20 protein-coding genes are annotated in these 19,861 nt (G+C 61.7%); 13 read left to right on the top strand and 7 right to left on the bottom strand.

Features of this window, described 5'->3' with window-relative positions; translation table 11 throughout:
* Positions 1-103 precede the first annotated feature (103 nt).
* Positions 104-1,252 carry a flagellin gene (locus tag AC57B6_RS15595; RefSeq protein WP_183799196.1) on the bottom strand — a complete coding sequence of 383 codons (1,149 nt, stop codon included), beginning with the start codon at positions 1,250-1,252 and terminating at the stop codon, positions 104-106.
* Positions 1,253-1,519: 267 nt separating this feature from the next.
* Between AC57B6_RS15595 and AC57B6_RS15590 the strand changes: the two genes are divergently transcribed.
* Entirely contained in the window at positions 1,520-2,461 is a 942-nt protein-coding gene (locus AC57B6_RS15590; protein ID WP_496421667.1) for an aldo/keto reductase, read from the top strand.
* Positions 2,462-2,818: 357 nt separating this feature from the next.
* A complete protein-coding gene (gene rpsU / locus AC57B6_RS15585) occupies positions 2,819-3,031 on the top strand; it encodes a 30S ribosomal protein S21 (RefSeq protein WP_006050883.1) in 213 nt (70 codons plus the stop codon).
* A 129-nt stretch (positions 3,032-3,160) separates the two neighbouring features.
* Here the strand turns inward: rpsU and AC57B6_RS15580 are convergent, their stop codons facing one another.
* Positions 3,161-3,586 carry a hypothetical protein gene (locus tag AC57B6_RS15580; RefSeq protein ID WP_030102394.1) on the bottom strand — a complete coding sequence of 142 codons (426 nt, stop codon included), beginning with the start codon at positions 3,584-3,586 and terminating at the stop codon, positions 3,161-3,163.
* 334 nt (positions 3,587-3,920) lie between these two features.
* A complete protein-coding gene (locus AC57B6_RS15575) occupies positions 3,921-4,517 on the bottom strand; it encodes a DNA-3-methyladenine glycosylase I (RefSeq protein WP_046567382.1) in 597 nt (198 codons plus the stop codon).
* A 139-nt stretch (positions 4,518-4,656) separates the two neighbouring features.
* On the opposite strand from AC57B6_RS15575, the gene AC57B6_RS15570 reads away from it, so the two are divergent.
* Positions 4,657-5,538, top strand: a complete 882-nt coding sequence (locus AC57B6_RS15570) for a glucosamine kinase nucleotide-binding domain-containing protein (protein ID WP_496421666.1) — start codon at positions 4,657-4,659, stop codon at positions 5,536-5,538.
* An 87-nt stretch (positions 5,539-5,625) separates the two neighbouring features.
* On the top strand, positions 5,626-6,447 hold the full coding sequence (locus AC57B6_RS15565) for a Cof-type HAD-IIB family hydrolase (protein WP_496421665.1): 822 nt from the start codon (positions 5,626-5,628) through the stop codon (positions 6,445-6,447).
* An 82-nt stretch (positions 6,448-6,529) separates the two neighbouring features.
* Here the strand turns inward: AC57B6_RS15565 and AC57B6_RS15560 are convergent, their stop codons facing one another.
* The 3 genes from AC57B6_RS15560 to aqpZ form a co-directional block, all read right to left on the bottom strand.
* Positions 6,530-6,829 carry a PXPV repeat protein gene (locus tag AC57B6_RS15560; RefSeq protein WP_496421664.1) on the bottom strand — a complete coding sequence of 100 codons (300 nt, stop codon included), beginning with the start codon at positions 6,827-6,829 and terminating at the stop codon, positions 6,530-6,532.
* 285 nt (positions 6,830-7,114) lie between these two features.
* Positions 7,115-7,810, bottom strand: a complete 696-nt coding sequence (locus tag AC57B6_RS15555; RefSeq protein WP_406867642.1) for a histidine phosphatase family protein — start codon at positions 7,808-7,810, stop codon at positions 7,115-7,117.
* Between the two features lie 158 nt (positions 7,811-7,968).
* Positions 7,969-8,709, bottom strand: coding sequence for an aquaporin Z (gene aqpZ / locus AC57B6_RS15550; RefSeq protein ID WP_183799215.1), 741 nt, complete (start codon positions 8,707-8,709; stop codon positions 7,969-7,971).
* Positions 8,710-8,999: 290 nt separating this feature from the next.
* Here aqpZ and AC57B6_RS15545 point away from each other — a divergent pair, with 290 nt between their 5' ends.
* Complete coding sequence (locus tag AC57B6_RS15545; protein WP_028198479.1) at positions 9,000-9,302, top strand: H-NS histone family protein; 303 nt, start codon at positions 9,000-9,002, stop codon at positions 9,300-9,302.
* A gap of 299 nt (positions 9,303-9,601) precedes the next feature.
* Here the strand turns inward: AC57B6_RS15545 and AC57B6_RS15540 are convergent, their stop codons facing one another.
* Entirely contained in the window at positions 9,602-10,666 is a 1,065-nt protein-coding gene (locus tag AC57B6_RS15540; RefSeq protein ID WP_046567398.1) for a glycosyltransferase family 4 protein, read from the bottom strand.
* Between the two features lie 697 nt (positions 10,667-11,363).
* Here AC57B6_RS15540 and flhD point away from each other — a divergent pair.
* The 8 genes from flhD (at position 11,364) to AC57B6_RS15500 (ending at position 19,807) form a co-directional block, all read left to right on the top strand.
* Positions 11,364-11,684 (top strand): flagellar transcriptional regulator FlhD, encoded by a 321-nt coding sequence (gene flhD / locus AC57B6_RS15535; protein ID WP_028198481.1) that lies wholly within the window; start codon positions 11,364-11,366, stop codon positions 11,682-11,684.
* Between the two features lie 51 nt (positions 11,685-11,735).
* Entirely contained in the window at positions 11,736-12,296 is a 561-nt protein-coding gene (flhC, locus tag AC57B6_RS15530; protein ID WP_106355136.1) for a flagellar transcriptional regulator FlhC, read from the top strand.
* Between the two features lie 239 nt (positions 12,297-12,535).
* A complete protein-coding gene (motA, locus tag AC57B6_RS15525) occupies positions 12,536-13,396 on the top strand; it encodes a flagellar motor stator protein MotA (RefSeq protein ID WP_028198483.1) in 861 nt (286 codons plus the stop codon).
* Between the two features lie 21 nt (positions 13,397-13,417).
* Positions 13,418-14,425 (top strand): flagellar motor protein MotB, encoded by a 1,008-nt coding sequence (motB, locus tag AC57B6_RS15520; protein ID WP_028198484.1) that lies wholly within the window; start codon positions 13,418-13,420, stop codon positions 14,423-14,425.
* 84 nt (positions 14,426-14,509) lie between these two features.
* Positions 14,510-14,887: a response regulator gene (locus AC57B6_RS15515; protein ID WP_030102387.1), complete on the top strand. Its 378-nt coding sequence runs from the start codon at positions 14,510-14,512 to the stop codon at positions 14,885-14,887.
* A gap of 101 nt (positions 14,888-14,988) precedes the next feature.
* Entirely contained in the window at positions 14,989-17,292 is a 2,304-nt protein-coding gene (gene cheA, locus AC57B6_RS15510; protein WP_491562873.1) for a chemotaxis protein CheA, read from the top strand.
* 51 nt (positions 17,293-17,343) lie between these two features.
* Positions 17,344-17,874, top strand: a complete 531-nt coding sequence (locus tag AC57B6_RS15505; RefSeq protein WP_028198487.1) for a chemotaxis protein CheW — start codon at positions 17,344-17,346, stop codon at positions 17,872-17,874.
* Positions 17,875-17,923: 49 nt separating this feature from the next.
* Positions 17,924-19,807: a methyl-accepting chemotaxis protein gene (locus AC57B6_RS15500; RefSeq protein ID WP_496421663.1), complete on the top strand. Its 1,884-nt coding sequence runs from the start codon at positions 17,924-17,926 to the stop codon at positions 19,805-19,807.
* Positions 19,808-19,861 lie beyond the last annotated feature (54 nt).

Raw genomic sequence — 19,861 nt, 5'->3', positions numbered from 1 at the left:
ACTTCGTGATTGGAATGCACAGCGGGAGGCGAGCCTCCCGTTGTCTGGAACCCGGCGATGCGCCGCACTCGCGCGTGGCGCATCGCCGTTACTGCGTCAGCTCTTACTGCAGGAGCTTCAGAACTTGCTGCGGGTTCGAGTTAGCTTGCGCCAACACCGAGATACCTGCTTGTTGCAGCACTTGCGCCTTGCTCAGGTTCGCCGTTTCTTGCGCGAAGTTGGCGTCCGTGATTTGCGATTGTGCCGACGACAGGTCGGTCGATTCAGCTTGCTGCGACGTAGCGATTGCCGTGAAGCGGTTTTGTGCGGCACCCAGCGCCGCTTGCAGGTTATTAACCGTCTGCAGTGCGTTGTCGATGGAGACCATTGCTTCGTTCGCGCCAGTCACCGTGCTGATGTTCAGGTTCGAAACGGTCGGCGGCGCGTTGATTGCGTTGATCTGAGCAACTGCTGCCGTTGCTGCGTTCGCTGCCGTGGTGCCCATCGACGTTGCGAGCGTCGAGCTGAGCGTCAGGGTCGTGATCGCAGTGCCCGAACCCGTGGTCGCGCCCGAGCTGAAGATTGCGCTGACTGCGGTTGCCGACAGGGCCTGGTTGTTCTGGTCGGTGAACGTGAAGCCGCCGTTGCCGTCCGACAGAACGTTGACCGACGTGATTGCCGCACCCGTCGCCGTGTACACGCCGGCTGCGTCCGTCGAAACCGCCACCGTGCCGACCGTTTGACCCTTTTGCACCAGGCCGCCGCCGATCTTCGCAGCCGACATCGACTGGGTCAGGTTCAGGCTGATGGTCTGGCCAACGTTCGCGCCGACCTGGAACGTCACGTTACCTGCCGAGCCGTCCAGAATGTTCGTGCCGTTGTACGTCGTTTGCGACGCGATACGGTTGACTTCCGAGATCTGCGCCGAAACTTCTTGCTGCAGTGCTGCCTGGTCGCTCGACGACAGCGTGCCGGTCGATGCTTGCACGGCCAGTTGGCGGATACGTTGCAGGCTGGAGGTCAGCGACGACAGTGCGCTCGATGCGGTTTGAATCATCGACACGCCGTCATTCGCATTCGACACGCCCTGGTTCAGGCCGTTGATCTGCGTTTGCATACGCGTCGAGATCGCCAGACCTGCTGCGTCGTCCGCTGCGCTGTTGATGCGCTTACCCGACGACAGGCGCGTAATGGCTTGCGAGAGGGCGCTTTGCGAGCCATTGAGGTTTTGCTGTGCAACCAGCGAGTTGATGTTGCTATTGATTCCGAGCATGAAAATCTCCTAAATAAGCCTTGAGCCCAAAACGCCACGTTGGCATCGGCGGAAGCACTCGTTCATTGCTGGCCGCCTCAGTGAAGGTTGACGGCGCGTGTAAAAAAAACTTGAGGGACTTTGTGCAATAGCGACCCAATTGTCTTTACGGCGGATTACCCGCTCACTCGTCTGTAAGCCGCTTGCAGCCTGGTTCGGGCGCTTCACTGCAAGTATTGAAAAGACGGCGTATTCTCGTTTTCTCCTGAGGCAAACCCTGGAGAAATCATGCAAAAGCGACGGATTGGACGTTCCGAATTGGAGGTCGCACCGCTTATGTTCGGCGGCAATGTATTTGGCTGGACCGCTGATGAAGCGACCTCGTTTTCTATCCTGGATGCATTTGTCGATGCAGGACTCGACTTCATCGATACCGCCGATGTCTATTCCGCGTGGGTGCCGGGCAACCACGGCGGCGAATCGGAAACTATCATCGGCAAGTGGTTCAGGCAGAGCGGCAAGCGCGACCGGATCGTGCTCGCCACCAAGGTTTCCAAGCACCCGCAACGCAAGGGTCTATCCGCAGCGAATATTCAGGCGGCCGTCGAGGATTCGCTGCGACGCTTGCAAACCGATTACATCGACGTCTATTTTTCTCACGACGACGACACCGAAACGCCCCTGGTCGAAACGCTGGGCGCCTATCAGAAGCTGATCGAGGCGGGCAAGGTGCGGGTGATCGGCGCGTCGAACTACAGTGGCGCGCGCGTCGAGGAAGCGCTCGCCGTATCCCGTCAGCATGGGCTGCCCGAATACCAGTTGCTGCAACCGGAGTACAACCTGTACGACCGCGCCGAATATGAGCGCGACATCGAGCCGGTGGCGCTCGCCAATCAACTCGGCGTGGTGGTGTATTACAGTCTGGCCAGCGGCTTTCTGTCCGGCAAATACCGCTCCCAGGCCGATCTGGCCAACAAGGTGCGCGGCAGCCAGGTCGAGAAGTATCTGAATGAGCGCGGTTTGCGGATTCTGGACGCGCTCGACCGGGTTGCCGGGCGGCACGGCAGCACGCCGGCCACCGTTGCCTTGGCATGGCTGATTGCCCGCCCGAGTGTAACGGCCCCAATTGCCAGCGCGACCTCGGTCGACCAGCTCAAAAGCCTCGCCGCCGCCGTCCATCTGATGCTGACGGGCGCCGATATCCGCGAGCTGGACGAGGCAAGCGCCTGACCGTGCGCGAGGCCTGGCGCGATCGCTAAACCCCTGGTAGGATGGAGAGTTTCCTGATATCATCGGGAGTGAATTGAGATCTTTGCCTGTTTCGTCAATGTTTTTCATTGATGAAAGGTTGGCGAAACGGCAGCAGACGCGGCTTCGGCATGACGTTTGTCCGCGTTCCGCGGTGAACTCCCCACCTCTCTTTTCCGGCCTCCGTGGCCGTTATGCCTCTCGTTTCATTCATGGTTTGGCCGGGTTCTGCCCGCGTTTGCCTGTTACTGGCCATGAATCGGAACGACCGGAGGGCCGGCGCGTGAGCGGTATCCGCCACGCAATTTACCCCTATCAAGTGATTGAGTTAGGAATTACATGACGACGATTCTTCTGAAAGAAAACGAGCCGTTCGAAGTGGCGATTCGCCGCTTTCGTCGCGCAATCGAAAAGAATGGCCTGATCGCTGAACTGCGTGAGCGCCAATCGTACGAAAAGCCGACCACGGCACGTAAGCGCAAGAAGGCTGCTGCTGTGAAGCGCCTGCACAAGCGCCTGCGCAGCCAGATGCTGCCGAAAAAGCTGCACTAAGCACGTTTTTTCGCGCTGCATTTCGCGCACTGTACGCCGAACGGCGGTGTGAGCTTCGAAAGAAGCCACATCGCCGTTTTGCTTTTGGGGAATCGATTGACCTTGGGTTTTGCCGTTAACCGAGGCCCGTTACGCGGCGTTCTTCAGGCGCTCGGCGGACAGCCCGAATTGGCGGGCGATTGAAGCCAGACGCTCATGCCATTCCCACGTGCCAAACACATCGTGCACGTTTTGCAGGCAACTCAGCAGAGAGACTGTGGCCGGGTCGTATACATTGAGGCGGGCGCGCAGGAGGGCCTTTTTGAGCGCGGAGATACCGGCATCCATATAAGCTGGCACCTCGATGGGCGCCTTGCCGATGTAGCGCACCGGAACACCTTCCATTGAGCTCATGTAATCGCGTGGCTTGATGAAACTGCCGACCGGGCAACCGCCGCAGTAGCCGCGGTATGCGCCGCCGCCACGCGGCAGCAAGGCGGCGCGTTTCTGACTGAACAGATGGTCGACGGCCTGATCGAAAATCTCCTGATGGGTCAGGAAGTTATGGGTTTTCATGGTTGGTCTCCCACGTATTACGCAGCGGTTATTCGTTGTTCGAGCGCATGAGGGGCAGTATCGGGCACACGCCAGCTAACGAATCCCCGACTAGCACGGCGAAAAGCCTTTAATTCCCGAGTTTGGCCCGTTTGCGTTCGCCTTTTATGCCGCTTACGCCACTGGCGACGCCGCCCGCCACAGTCGCGACTGGCACTTACCTTCTATAACGACTGGCCGTGTGAAAATTGTAGAGAGGGCTTTACCGGATAGCCGACGGTTGCCTGGAACGGAAGCGGCGCCCCCTCAGACGCGTGGCACGAGGTGCTGACTGGCAACCGCTGCCGCGGCCGCTTCAGCCGGCCTTGCGGTTGCGTCCCTTCTTGCCCAGCGCCGCGCATCGCGCGCGGCACATGCAGCTTGCCTCGTGGTCGTTCACCATGCCGACCGCCTGCATGAACGCATAGCAGATCGTCGAGCCGACGAATTTACAGCCATAGCGCTTGAGCCCCTTGCTGAGCGCGTCCGAAATTTCGGTCGACGCAGGCGCCTGTTTATATGACGCCCAATCGTTCTGAATCGGCGTCTGATCGACGAACGACCATACGAAGTTGGCGAGCGAGCCGTGTTCGGCCTGAATCTGCTGCACGGCGCGCGCGTTGGTGATGGCCGACTCGATCTTGCCGCGATGACGCACGATACTTTCGTCCAGCACCAGCGCATCGACATGTTCAGGCGTAAAGCGCGCGACCTTGTCGATCTCGAAGTCGGCGAAGGCGCGGCGATAGCCGGTCCGTTTGTTAAGAATCGTCGACCATGACAACCCAGCCTGGGCGCCTTCCAGCACCAGCAGTTCGAACAGATGCTGATCGTCGCGCGAGGGCACGCCCCACTCGGTGTCGTGGTAGTGTGCGAGCGCTTCGCTCGATACCCAGTTGCATCGCTGTGTCACTTTCGCGCTCCCGCGTTGTCATGTCGTCCGTCAGCATAGCGGAAGCCGTGCGCGCCGCAAGCTGGCCATTCGGCCGATTGCGGGATTGAAACTGACCTGCCACGCTAGCGTTATTCACCACCTGAACTCACTCGATTCGATGAATAAAGACCTCTTTTTGATCGGCATTGACGGCGGCGGCAGCGGTACGCGCGTCGTGCTCGGCGACGCGCAGGGCCGTGAACTGGCGCAGGCGGCGAGCGGGCCCTCAGGGCTGGGACTCGGCGTGGAACGGGCGTGGCAGGCGATTGCGGCCGGCTGCGTCGAAGCATTCGCACGTGCCGGCATGCCGCTGGACTGGGCGCGCTGCGTACTCGGTTGCGGCCTGGCAGGGGTCAATAATCGCGACTGGCTGGCCGCGTTTCGCGCGCAGGCGCCGGCGCTAGCCGGACTCGCGGTGGAAAGCGATGTGTACACCACCTTGCTGGGCGCGCATGGCGGCGCGCAGGGCGTGGTCGTTGCGCTGGGCACCGGCAGTCAGGCGGCCGTGCTCGACGGCAATGGCGAATGCCGGGTCGCCGGCGGCTTCGGTTATCCGTCCGGCGACGAAGCGAGCGGCGCCTGGCTCGGATTGCGGGCCATCGTACACGCGCAGCAGGCGCTTGACGGACGCGCACCCAACGACGATCTGGCCCAGGCGCTACTTGCCCACACCGGTGCGCATGACCGCGACAGCCTGATTGTCTGGCTGTGCGAGGCCAATCAGACTGCTTATGCGAAGCTCGCGCCGCTTGTCATCGCCAATCCCTCGCATCCGGTTGCGGCGCGTTTGCTTCGCGAGGCGGGCGTGGACATAGGCAAGATGATTGCGGCGCTCGACCCTTCGGCGGGCCTGCCGGTCGCGCTGTGCGGCGGTCTCGGTGTATCGTTGCGCGAGTATGTGCCGCAGATTTATCAAGCTCGTTTGCGCGAGCCGTTGGCCGACTCGGCGCATGGCGGTTTGCAGTTGGCACAACGCGAAGCGGCTCGCGTCGCCGGCTGAGAATCCCGGCCCGCGCCGAGCGCGATCTCGCGCATGCACCGGACAACGGTAAAATGCGATCTTTGACGCTGCCCGGCCGCTCACACTATGTACAAAGTCATTGCCACGGACCTCGACGGCACGCTGCTCAACGCCGATCACCAGGTGGACCCGTTCACGATCGCGACTGTGCGTAAGCTGGAGAGCGACGGGCTGCACTTCGTGATCGCCACGGGGCGCCACTACTGCGACGTTGCGGGCATCAGAGATCTGCTGGGCATCAATCCGTATCTGATCACGTCGAACGGCGCACGCATTCATGCACCGGACAACACGGTCATCCACGCCGACGACCTGCCCCCTGCCATCGTGCAGCGGTTGGTACTACCGGAAATCGTTGGCGAGCATGGCCGCGTGATCGTCAACCTGTTCGCCGACCAGGCGTGGTTGATCGACCGGGACGCACCGGATCTGCTGAAATTCCATCAGGATTCCGGCTTCAGATATGAAGTAACCGATTTGCCGAGTCACGACGGTGCCGACATCGCGAAGGCACTTTATATCGGCGATCCCGCCGACCTCGCGCAAATCTCGACCAACCTGGAGCGCGAATTCGGCGACGCGCTGTACGTCACCTATTCGCTGCCGGATTGTCTGGAGGTGATGACGTCGAACGTGTCGAAGGGGCGTGCCTTGCAGATCGTGCTCGAGCGCCTCGGCGTCGATACCTCGCAATGCGTGGCCTTTGGCGACAACATGAACGATATCGACCTGCTGGAGACAGCCGGCCATCCGTTCATGATGAACAACGCCAATCCTGATCTCATCACGCGTCTGCCGCACGTGCCGCGTATCGGGAACAACTTCGAAGCGGGCGTCGCGCATCATCTTCGCAAGCTGTTCTCGCTCGACGACGAACTGATGTCCTGAAAACGTAACGGCCCGCATCCTCTTTCGTGGATGCGGGCCGGCTGTTCGCCTTGGCAGGCGACCTTACGCGCCAACGCTACGGTCAGCCGTGCCATCCGCCACGGCGATCGCCGTGGTCATCGTGACCCCAGCGGTGGTCGTTGTGATCCCAGCCGCGGTAATCGCGGTGGTCGTCGCGGTAGTAGCCGCGGTCGTAACGATGGTCCCAGCCGCCATACCCGTAGTACACAGGCTGCGGCGCTGCATAGACGGGGGCAGGCTGGGCATAAACCGGTGCGCCGAGCGACAGCCCGATATTCAGATCCGTATGCGCTTGCGCGAAGCCGCATGCGCCCGCCGCGAGTCCGGCAGCAACCAGCAAGTGAGTGACGATGCGTTTCATGTTGTTCTCCTGTGAGGCGACGTATGTGTGTCGCACAGGACCAATCTACGCATTCCGGCCGCTCATTAGTGAGACGAGATGTTACGGACTGCAAGCATCCTTGCAGCGCTTGAAAGGCGATAGAAGAAACATTCGAACGCGCCTCGCGTTACGCGTTTTCCGCTCAAAGTCCCGTCAGACAAGGCATCCCAGACACCTGGAGCGAGCCGGCATTCAGTTTTCGCCGCCTCGCGGCCGCATTGGGCGGCCTCGCTCGTAATCACGGCTTACACCTGTATTACCGGATTAATCAGCCGAGCCGGCGGAGGCGCCCAACGCAGCCGCCGAAGGGCTGCCCGGCAGCCCCGCGCAGGGGCAATCCGTAGCGCGGCCGTTCAATCCCTGATGGTCGAGCTTGAAACTGGCGTGGGCCGTGCCGTTTTGCCAAGTGAGGTGAACGATATAGATGCTGTCGAAGTCGTCGCTGTGCCAATTGGGGATATCGGCGGCATTGCCGCCGTGGGTGCTCATCATCTGACGCAGCAACTTCACGATCAGCTTATGCTCCCACGCAATGACAATCAGCTTGTTGCGATTCGACGGGTTGACGAGGTCGCTGCCGAGCTGATCGATCTGGGCGAAACCGTACGGCGTTTGCACCGGCATCTGAAACTGGATGGCGGTCGGCTCGATGGTTGCCAGTGGCCGAATGTAGTAATAAGGGTGGCCGCTGTCGTCCTTTTGCTGCCCGGGATCGGGTGCATAGATCGCATCCGGTTTGCCAAACTTGGCGGCGATGACCGCCGGCAACGCCAGCGCGCGGTTGAGCCCCTGGCAATTGAGCTGACCGTAACCCTTGGCGGGCTTTTCGCCGTGGCGCACGAATACGAGCGTTTCGGTATTGCTGTCTGCCGCATGGGCCGTGGGCAAGGTTAGTGCACCCATACACAAACCGCCGATGGAGAGTGCGACGCCATGCAGGAATCCGCGGAGACGAGTCATCGGTAGCACCTGTGCGAGCTTGGAAAGTCGCACGATTCTAGCAGCGGACCTTTGGCAGGCCACGAGGTTGCCCGCCTCATGCACAAAGGTAAAGCGGGCGCCGTAGCGCCCGCTTTACCTGTCTGGATAGGCGTGCCGCAAACCAGGCGCACCGTTGACTAGTTGAGCACGGGTTCCCGCGAACTGCCGCGGCGGTTTTCGGCAATGAGCGGATACAGCACGCCTGCGATCACCGCGCCGATAATCGGGGCGAGCCAGAACATCCACAGTTGGTCCACCGCTGCGCCGCCAACGAACAGCGCCGGGCCAGTCGAGCGCGCCGGGTTAACCGATGTATTGGTGACCGGAATGGAGATCAGGTGAATCAGCGTCAGGCACAGTCCAATGGCGATAGGTGCGAAACCGGCCGGCGCCCGCTTGTCGGTCGCGCCGAGAATGACGAACAGGAAGAAGCCGGTCATCACCACTTCGCAAATGAAGGCGGCCGCGAGCGAGTAATGGCCGGGCGAGCGCTCACCGTAGCCGTTGCTGGCGAAGCCGCTGGCGACGAGGTCGAAACCCGGCTTACCCGATGCGATCAACGACAGCACCAGCGCACCGAGCACGGCGCCGATCACTTGCGCAACGATATACGGCAGCAGGTCGCGAGCCGGAAAGCGGCCCGCGACGCTCAGGCCGACGCTCACTGCCGGATTCAGATGGCAGCCGGAGATGTGGCCGATCGCATAAGCCATGGTCAGGACCGTGAGGCCGAATGCGAGCGCGACGCCCACGAAGCCAATGCCCAGTCCATGGACCGGACCGGCGAAGCTGGCGGCGAGCACGGCGCTGCCGCAGCCCCCGAGCACAAGCCAGAAGGTGCCGAACAGCTCGGCAGCAAGTCGCTTTGACAACGGCATGATTGGTAATCCTAAAATGTTTGGCGTGTGAAGTGGCATGAGTGCTAAGTGCCGATGCATGCCATTGAGCGCGCAATTTTAGGGAAAGACGGCCGGATTAGGTGTCAAGAATTGTCAATGTGGAGTCTCCTTTACCTATTATTCCGCGATAAAGATCATGTTTTACAATTCATCGACGCTTAATAATTATCAGATGATTTCTTCCTAAATCGGTATTATTGTCCATTGCGAATTTTTATAATTGCAGCTAGTCTGCGAGCGAATGAGTTCTAGAAAAGGGGAGAACCGAAATGTCTCAATATGCAGACCTCAAGGCGCAGATCGCCAAATTGCAGGCACAGGCTGACGAAGCACGGCGTACTGAAATCGATAACGTTGTCGCTGACATCCGCCAAAAGATCGCTGAATACGGTCTAACCGCGCAAGATCTCGGTTTTGCCGTTGCCGCCCGGCGCGGACGCCCGCCAAAGAAGGCACCGCTGCCGGCCAAGTATCAGGACCCGAAATCGGGTAATACCTGGAGTGGGCGCGGCAAACCACCCAAGTGGATTGTCGGCAAGAACCGCGAACGTTTTCTGATTGGCGCGGCTTGAATATGCTGCCGCTCCAGATGAAAGCAAACTGAAGGTTGATTGGTGCCGGGTCGCTAATTTGCGATGCGCTAATCCGGGATGGAAGCGTATCCACGACCGCATTAAAAAAGCCGCCTCTGAAGGGCGGCTTTTTCGAAGTGGAAGCGGGTTAACTCCAGCTAACCGCTCGCGCAAACGATTCACAAGGCAAATTTACTTACGATTGGCGTGCAAACTGGAAACCGGCGTGAGCGATAGACGCATGGCTTAAGCGGCTGAACGCATAAAGATGTCAGTCGCTTAAGCGTGTCGCTCAGCCCTTACCCCATCGCTACCTGGCGCAACACCGGGCGGCGCGTCGCGTCGATCAGCGCCGAATAGCCATCAACGTAATTCCGAGCCATCGTTTTCGAGCTGAAACGGCGTTCGAATTGCGCGCGGATTTCGGTGCGCGACAATTCGTCCAGGCGTTGCAAGGCGGCCACCGCACCTTGAACGTCCTCGACAATGTAGCCGGTCACGCCGTGGTCGATCACTTCCGGCACCGAACCGCGGTTGAACGCGATCACCGGCGTGCCGCACGCCATGGACTCGATCATCACCAGGCCGAACGGCTCCGACCAGTCGATCGGGAACAGCAGCGCCTTGGCGCCCGACAGAAACTCGGGCTTTTGCGCCTCGTTGATTTCGCCGACGAACTCCACGTGCGCCATCGAGAGCAGCGGTTCGATTTCCTTCTTGAAGTATTCCTGGTCGACCTTATCCACCTTGGCGGCGATCTTCAGCGGCAAACCGCTTTGTGCAGCGATCTTGATAGCTGTATCGACGCGCTTCTCCGGACAGATACGGCCGAGAAACGCCAGGTATTCCGGCTTCTTGTGCGTTTGCGGCGTGAGCAGTTGCTCCGGCAGACCATGGTAAATCGTGTTCAGCCAGTTGGCCTGCGGCAGCGGCGCACGCTGCGAATCCGAAATCGACACCACCGGGACATTCGAGAATGCGTCGAACACCGGTTGCAGTTCCGGCAAGTCGAGGCGGCCGTGCAGCGTCGTCACGAACGGCGTGTCCATGGTGGAGAAGAGCGGGAACGGCATGTAGTCGAGGTGAAAGTGCAGCACGTCGAATTCATGCGCAACCTTGCGCACCTTTTCCATCATCAGGACATGCGGCGCCAGCGCATCGCGGATCGTCGGATCGAGGCGCAGCGCGCGAGGCCAGCAGGCCTCGAGGTTCGCGGAGGTGACCGAGTCGCCGCTCGCGAACAGCGTGACGTCATGGCCGAGATCGACCAGCGCTTCGGTCAGGTACGAGACGACACGCTCCGTGCCCCCGTAAAGTTTCGGCGGGACAGCTTCGTATAATGGCGCAATCTGTGCGATTCGCATGCGTTGTTCTCCTGTTCAAAACGGCTTCGCACAGCGACGCTCGAGTAGAGCGGGGAGCGAATGCCTGACGGACGGTTGGGCGCGGTAAGCCGCCGCCCGGGGGTGCTCCGAACCTGCATCGGGTAATCCCTTAGCTTCATTATCGGGATCGGCCGCGCCAATTCGAGTTATTTTTCAAACGCTTAATGTTGTTACAGCGCGAAACATGATGCGTTACAGGTCGGCAGGAGGGCTGTCCCGATAGTCGGGAAGGCACGGCTGGTGGACATTCAAACGCTGAAGAAACATTAGCAAGGAGCGGTCCCGGGACCTCAGATCACGTCCGTTGCGCAGTAGTGAAAACGTCTTATAATTCTTCCTCACCGTTGCAAGGTGCGGATTGTGCGCTACGCAGAACTCACCATCTGGTTCACATTTCGGCCGCAAAGTTATCCGGATCGCATCGCGAGTCCCAAGCCACGCGGCAGTTCACCCACTTCAATCTGCTTTCTGACACCCTCCGTGTAGGAAGAATTCCTACACGAATGACGGATTAATCCGTCAGGTAGGCTGGGTGTCTGTCCGATTTTCGTTCGCCCCCCCTTTCGACACAATGCTCGCAAGACCAGAAACGAGCCGATTCGTGCGGTTTAAGTGCGCGCGTTCGAGCAAACGTTTCCGTAACGGCCTGACCAGCCAGATACACCCCGGGGGAATCATGAGCGCGACAAGCGAAATGCTCAATGAGATCAGAGAAGTCAACCTGTCTTATCTCCTGCTCGCTCAGCGTCTGCTGCGCGAAGACAAGCCGATGGGCATGTTTCGCATGGGGATTTCGGACCAGTTGGCCGACGTGCTCGCCAATCTGTCTTTGGCGCAGACCGTGAAGCTGGCGGCGTCCAATCAGGTGTTGTGCCGTTTCCGTTTCGATGACCATGCCGTGCTGTCCGCCCTTGCGGACAAAGGCAAATCCGGCGCCGTGGCTCAGGCGCATTCCGCGATCCTGATGGCAAGCCAGCCAGTCGAGCAACTCGGCTGATGGCAGCTTTTAGCTCAAATAAAGCGATCAGGACGGGGGAAATGCAAACGGATGGCCTATAAAAGTGTGGTGCAGGAAGTCAGGGAAATCACCCTGGCCATCGAGCTGATCGAACTCGGCGCGCGGTTGCAATTGCTGGAAGCTGAAACCAGTCTGTCGCGCGACCGGCTGATCAAGCTTTACAAGGAATTGAAAGGGGTGTCGCCGCCCAAGGGCATGCTGCCCTTTTCGACCGACTGGTTCATGACCTGGCAGCCGAACTTTCACTCGTCGCTGTTCTATAACATTTACCGTTTCATGGCCGGCCACGGCGGCTGTCTGACGATCCAGTCGATCGTGAAGAGCTACCGGCTCTATCTGGAACATGTCCAGATGCACGACGACGAGCCCGTGCTCAGTCTTACGCGCGCCTGGACGCTAGTGCGCTTCTTCGACTCCGGAATGCTGCAAATGACCGCCTGCTGCCGCTGCGGCGGACATTTTGTCGCGCATGCGCACGATCCGCAGCACGCCTTCGTCTGCGGGCTGTGCCAGCCGCCTTCGCGCGCCGGTAAGACAAAGAAATTCGCCGACGCCCGGGCCCGCGAAAGCCTTGCCGCGCTTGAGGTTTGACCCATAAAGCGGCATTGGCCTACGGCGCGCAACCCGGTGCACGCGCCGTTATACACGTCCCAGCCCCTACCCGGCGGGCTTTCCGGCCCCACTGGCCGGCGCCAGACCCTGACGGGCGGGTTTAACCCGCCTCTGGTTTACACCGGAGTGACGCGCCGCTTTTCCGTCAAAGTTTTCTGCTCCGTTGCCGTAAACCAGATTAACGACGGTCACCGTCGCTTCTTTGTGAGGGCTCGGCAGTGCTGATTTTCGTGGGAACACTCGTGACGCTATTGTCCGTTTTCGGCGGTTACGCGCTGGAAGGCGGCCATCTCGGCGCGCTGTTGCAGCCTGTCGAAGTGCTGATGATCGTCGGCGCCGGCGTCGGCGCGTTCATTCTCGGCAACGGGATGAAGACGATCAAGGCGACACTGCGCGTCATTCCGACCCTGTTCAAGGGCGCGAAGTACAACAAGGACGTCTATATGGAGCTGATGGCGCTCCTTTACGTCCTGCTCGCCAAGGCGCGCAAGGAAGGCACGCTGACGCTGGAAGCCGACATCGACGATCCGGCGAAGAGCCCGATCTTCACGCAGTACCCCAAGATTCTCGCCGACAAGCACATCATCGAATTCCTGACCGACTACCTGCGCCTGATGGTGGGCGGCAACATGAACGCGTTCGAGATCGAAAGCCTGATGGACGAGGAGATCGAGACGCACCACCAGGAAGGCGAAGCCCCGGCGCATGCATTGACCAAGGTGGGCGACGCCATGCCGGCATTCGGTATCGTGGCCGCGGTGATGGGCGTGGTGCACACCATGGCCTCCGCCGACAAGCCGCCTGCCGTGCTAGGCGAGATGATCGCCCAGGCGCTGGTCGGCACCTTCCTCGGGATTCTGCTTTCGTACGGGCTGATCAGCCCGCTCGCGAGCGTCGCCGAGCAGCGCGTGACCGAGTCGACCAAGATGTTCCAGTGCATCAAGGTGACGATTCTTGCCAGCCTGAATGGCTACGCGCCGGCGATCGCCGTCGAATTCGGCCGCAAGGTGCTCTTCTCGACCGAACGCCCGTCGTTCGCCGAGCTGGAAGAGCACGTGCGCCGCGTCAAGGCCAAGTAACGGGCGCCGGGAATCGATTCGATGAGCAAGGACAAAGACCGCGCGATTGTCGTCAAGCGCTCCGCGCCGGCCAAGAAAGGCCATCACGGCGGTGCGTGGAAGCTCGCGTACGCGGACTTCATGACCGCGATGATGGCGTTCTTCCTGCTGATGTGGCTGCTGAGTTCGGCGTCCACCGTGCAGTTGAAGGGCATTGCCGATTACTTTAACCAGCCGTTGAAGATCACCTTGTGGGGCGGCGATCGCAGCGCCGAGGACTCGAGCATTCTGAAGGGCGGCGGCCGCGACATTTCGACCGACGCCCAAGGCGTGACGCGCGCCACCGACGGCTCGACCGCGCGCGCCGAGCGCACCGCTTCACACAACAACGAAGACTCGGTGAAGCAGTTGCAAGGCGAGCTGGAGCGCCGCGAACAGGTCCGCCTGCACGATCTGCAGATCAAGCTGATGGCCGCGATCGAAGCGAATCCGGTACTGCGCCAGTTCAAGCAGCAGATCCGCATCGATTCGACGCTGACCGGCCTGCGCATCGAAATTGTCGACTCGCAGAAGCGGCCAATGTTCGCGACCGCGAGAGACGTCGTTGAACCGTATATGCGCGACATCCTGCGCGAAATCGGCCACACGCTGAACGACGTGCCGAACCGCATCATCGTGCAAGGGCACACCGACGCCGCGCAGTACGCCGGCGGCGAGAAGGGTTACAGCAACTGGGAACTGTCCGCGGACCGCGCCAATGCGTCGCGCCGCGAGCTGATCGCCGGCGGCATGGACGAGGCGAAGGTAATGCGCGTGCTCGGTCTCGCGTCGACGCAGAACCTGAACAAGGCGGACCCGATGGATCCGGAGAACCGCCGCATCAGCATCATCGTGCTGAACAGGAAGTCGGAGGAGGCGCTTGACCATGACGACTCCACCACGACTACCTTGTCGGACGACGCGGCCGGCTCCAAGCCGCTGCTGCAAAAGCTTGCGCAACCGGTGACGGTTGCACCGAAGGCGCCGGCGGTAGTGCCGGCGGCCCAGTAACAGACAACGATCGCCAGCTCGGCTCCGGCGCCCATGTGGCGCGGACCGGCCGGCGATCCATAGCGTAAGTGCAGCGAGGTTTTCATGATCAGGCACATTCTGGCAATCGACGATTCGGCATCGATGCGGCAAATCCTTGCCGCAACGCTGACGACAGCCGGTTACGAGGTGACGCTCGCGGCGGACGGCAACGAAGGGCTCGAAAACGCGCTCGCCATGTCGTTCGACCTCGTGCTGACCGACCAGCATATGCCGGGCAAGACCGGCCTCGATCTGATCACGGAACTGCGTGGCAACCCGGCCTATGAGGCGACCCCCATCCTCGTCCTCACGACGGAATCGGGCGAACCCTTCAAGGCGGCGGCGCGGGCCGCGGGGGCGACCGGCTGGATCGAAAAGCCGCTCGACCCCGACATGCTGACCGAACTGGTGGCGGCGTTAGCCGAACCGGGCGAGGCGTGAGCACCCCATAAGCACAACCTTTAGACAAGTTATAGAAGCTCTCGACGCAGCGGCGCGCAAGCAGCCCAAGCGTAGACAGGAACTCTCGCGGTGACCCAGGCATGACACTCGACATCACTCAGTTCTATCAGACCTTCTTCGACGAAGCGGACGAACTGCTCGCGCAGATGGAGCAGTTGCTGCTCAATCTGGATATCGCCCACCCGGACCCCGAAGACCTCGCGGCGATTTTCCGCGCGGCGCACTCGATCAAGGGCGGCGCGGCGACGTTCGGCTTTACCGCGCTGACCGAAACGACCCACATTCTGGAATCGCTGCTCGACCGCGCGCGCAATAACGAACTCGTGCTGCGCAAGGACATGATCGACACGTTCCTCGAAACCAAGGATGTGTTGTCAGGCCAGCTCGCCGACTATCGCGCGAGTGCCGAGCCGGATGCGGCGGTCGCCAAGGCGATCTGCGCGAAGCTCGAACGCCTGAATACGGAAAGCCGCTTCGACGCCGAACCGGTGCCGATGCCGACCGCGACGCCGGCACCGATCCCGCCGGCTGCAACCGCCACGCCGCTCGGCGCGGCGTCAGCGGGTCAGGGCGGGACCCCGCCCGAGCACGTCGTCGAACAGGCGGTGCAGGCGGCGGGCGAATGGACTGACGGCGAACCGGCACAGACCGGGCAAGCCGCGGGCGCGGGTGGCGACACCGGCCCACACCTGAAAATTACGCTACGGGGCGTAGGTGAGAAGGACCAGGAACTGCTGGCCGAAGAGCTCGGCAACCTGGGTGACATTGTCGGACGGGTCAAGAGCGGCGGCGATCTTACGCTGTGGCTCCAGACCGATGTGACCGCCGACGACATTACCGCCGTGTGCTGTTTCGTGATCGACGAAAGTCAGATCCTGATCGGCCGCGGCACCGCACCGGCGGACGGCACGCAGCAAGGCGAACCTGGAACGCCCGACGCTGCCGAGTCGACCCCGGCGCCAGCAGCACAGGCGGCACAGGCAGTAGAGGTGGAACGCGCAGCATCGTCGGCACCGGTGGCCCCCACCGCTGCGCCCGCCCAAGCCGCCACACATGGACTGTTCGATACCGCAAGCGCGCCGGCGGCCACGCCGGCGCCCGTCGCGGCTGCACCCGCGGCGCCGGCGGCAAGCGCGGCAGCACCCGCCGAGCAGGACCGCAAAGCGGGGCGCCCGGCTGCGGCGGCCGGCGGCGCGGAAGGCAGCTCGATTCGCGTGGGCGTCGAGAAGGTCGATCAGTTGATCAACCTGGTCGGCGAACTGGTGATCACGCAGGCGATGTTGGCCGAGACCACCAGCACGTTCGATCCGGCCTTGCACGACCGGCTCTTCAACGGCATGGCGCAGCTCGAGCGCAACGCGCGCGATCTGCAGGAAGCCGTGATGTCGATCCGCATGATGCCGATGGATTACGTGTTCAGCCGCTTCCCGCGCCTGGTGCGCGATCTGGCGGCGAAACTCGGCAAGGAAGTGGAACTTGTCACCTTCGGTCAGGCGACCGAACTCGACAAGAGCCTCATTGAACGGATCATCGATCCGTTGACTCACCTCGTGCGCAACAGTCTCGACCACGGCATCGAAACCGTGGAGGCGCGGCGCGCGGCGGGTAAGGATGCGACCGGCCAGCTGGTGCTGTCGGCGGCTCACCATGGCGGCAACATCGTCATCGAAGTGAGCGACGACGGTGCCGGCCTGCGCCGCGACAAGATTCTCGCGAAGGCGGCGAAGCAAGGCATGCAGGTCAGCGAAAGCATGACCGACGAAGAAGTCTGGAACCTGATTTTCCTGCCGGGCTTCTCGACGGCGGAGCAGGTCACGGACGTCTCCGGCCGCGGCGTCGGCATGGACGTGGTGAAGCGCAACATCCAGTCGATGGGTGGGCACGTTGAAATCACCTCGCATGCCGGCAAGGGCAGCACGACGCGCATCGTCTTGCCGCTCACGCTGGCGATTCTCGACGGCATGTCGGTGAAGGTCGGCAACGAGATTTTCATCTTGCCGCTGAACTTCGTGATGGAGTCGCTGCAGCCGCGAGCCGAGGACATCTACACGGTGGCCAACGGCGAGCGCGTGGTGCGCGTGCGCGGCGAATATCTGCCGCTCGTCGCGCTGCACGAAGTATTCACGGTCGAAGACGCCAAGCAGGAACCGACTCAGGGCATCGTCACCATCATGCAAACCGAGGGGCGCCGCTTCGCGATGCTGATCGATGAACTGGTGGGGCAGCAGCAGGTGGTCGTAAAGAATCTGGAAACCAATTACCGCAAGGTGCACGGCATTTCCGCCGCAACCATTCTCGGCGACGGCAGTGTCGCGCTGATCGTGGACGTGGCGGCGCTGAACCGCGAAACGCGCCATGCACACGGCGCGATGAGCCTCGCATGACACTCGTCGAATTCACTCAACTTATTTCATCCCAACCGTTTGGGGGCTAACGTGGCAGAAGTCCAATCCATCAATTCGAGCGTCGCGAACGCGACGAATGGTCGCCGCGACGCGCAGCAGGCAGACGCCGGCGGTCAGGAATTCCTCGTCTTCACGCTCGGCGCCGAAGAGTACGGCATCGACATTCTGAAGGTGCAGGAAATCCGCGGCTACGACAACGTGACGCGGATCGCCAATGCGCCTGAGTTCATCAAAGGCGTGATCAATCTGCGCGGCATCATCGTGCCGATCGTGGACATGCGCATCAAGTTCCATCTGGGCCGCGTCGAATACGACCATCAGACGGTGGTGATCATCCTGAACGTCGCGCATCGCGTGGTCGGGATGGTGGTGGACGGCGTGTCGGACGTGCTGACGCTCGCCACCGACCAGATCATGCCGGCGCCGGAATTCGGCGCGACGCTGACGACCGAATACCTCACGGGTCTGGGCACGGTGGACGGCCGCATGCTGATCCTGATGGACATCGAGAAGCTGATGACCAGCCGCGAAATGGCGCTGATCGAAACGCTCGGCGCGTGAACGGCAGTATGTGCCGGGACGAAAGAAAGATCGAACAGGGAGCATCAAGATGCTGAGCAGGTGGTCGATTCGCACATCGCTGACGATGATGGGGATCATTCTGGTGGCGCTGACGGTGGTGGTCGGCGCGCTGGGTCTAACCGCGTTGAACGACGCGAGCCGGTCGCTCGACCGTATCGCGCGCGGCGATCTGGTCGCCATTCACGCGCTCGACGATGCGTCGTCGTACCTGTTGCGCTCGCGCGTCTCGCTCGACCGCTTCAATGCGTTGAGCGCGGCCGGCGACACCGAACAGGCGAAGAAGGTCCTCGATCGCGCGCAGGAACTGTACGGCATGGGCAACCAGAGCTGGCAGGTCTATCTCGACACGCAAAAGAACGGCGTGCCCCAGGCGCAACTGGACGAACTGCTGGCGCGCCGCACGTCCCTGATGCGCGACGGCATGGAGCCTGAATTCGCCGCATTGCGGGCGAACGATCTGGCCGCCTACCACGCCATTGCCGATACGAAGATCAGCCCGTGGTTCGTTTCGTACGACAATGCGGCGTCCGCGGTCGTCAAGGCGCTCCAGCAGCATGCAGTGGATCAGCAGTCGAGCGCGCAATCGGACATTTCGCTGATGACCACGCTGATCATCGGCGTTACCGTGCTCGCGTTGCTGTTGGTGGTCGGCATCCGCTTCGCCCTGCGCGGCCTGATCGTGCAGCCGTTGAACGACGCGACCGCGTGCTTCGAGCGGATGGCCTCGGGCGATCTGTCCGAGACCATCGAAGTATTCAGCCGTAACGAAATCGGCCGCCTGTTCTCCGGCATCAAGCGGATGCAGGAAAGCCTCGCCGCGATGGTGAAGTCGGTTCACAGCAGCACCGAATCGATCGATACCGGCGCGCGCGAAATCGCGATGGGCAATACTGATCTGTCGCAACGCACCGAACAGCAGGCCGCCTCGTTGCAGGAGACCGCGTCGAGCATGGAGCAACTGACCGGCACCGTGCGGCAGAACGCCGAGAACGCGCGTCAGGCGAGTCAACTGGCGGTCAGCGCGTCCGATATCGCAACCCGCGGTGGCGACGTGGTGAGCCAGGTCGTCACGACGATGCAGGACATCGCGACCAGCTCGAACAAGGTCGTCGACATCATCGGCGTGATCGAAGGGATTGCGTTCCAGACCAATATTCTCGCGCTGAACGCGGCGGTCGAAGCTGCCCGGGCAGGCGAGCAGGGCCGCGGTTTCGCGGTGGTCGCAGGCGAAGTGCGCAGCCTCGCGCAGCGCAGCGCCAGCGCCGCGAAGGAAATCAAGGAGCTGATCGGCGACTCCGTCGACAAGGTGCAAAGCGGCTCCACGCTGGTTGGCCGCGCGGGCACCACGATGGACGAGATCGTGCAGGCGGTGCGGCGCGTGACCGACATCATGGGCGAAATCAGCGCGGCTTCCGAAGAGCAATCGGGCGGCATCGAACAGGTCAACCGCGCGGTCGTGCAGATGGACGAGGTGACGCAGCAGAACGCCGCGCTGGTCGAACAGGCTGCGGCTGCGGCGGCCTCGCTCGAAGAGCAGACCCGTCAATTGCAAGCGGTGGTGAACGGCTGGAAGGTGGGCGGCGAGGCGCGCGGCAGTGCAGCGACGCCTGCCCCGGCTGCGGCACGCCCGAGCGCCGGCAAGAGCGGCGGCCAGTACGTGCGGTCGGCAAAGGCGCCGCCGCCGGCGTCCACTCATGCCGCGGCACACCCGGCAGCAGGCAAGACGGCAAAGACAGCAACTGCGGCAACCCCGGCAGCAGCACCGGCCTCGGCCACTCAGGGTGCCGACACCACACGTGTCGAACCGGCTCTTAAACCGAAGACGGCCCGCGCCGCCTACGACTCCGCAGCACGCCCGGCCGCCGCAGGCGCCGCGACGGCGGGATCGGACGCGGACTGGGAAACGTTCTAGGAAGTGGCACAAAGACATGCGGTCATTCGACATCTCGCTCCCTGAGGGGCGAAT

This window comes from Paraburkholderia sp. BGA-UO-ETr-F12 (assembly GCF_059567945.1).
Note: the sequence above shows the minus strand (reverse complement) of the source record. Positions and strands in the feature narration are given on the sequence as shown.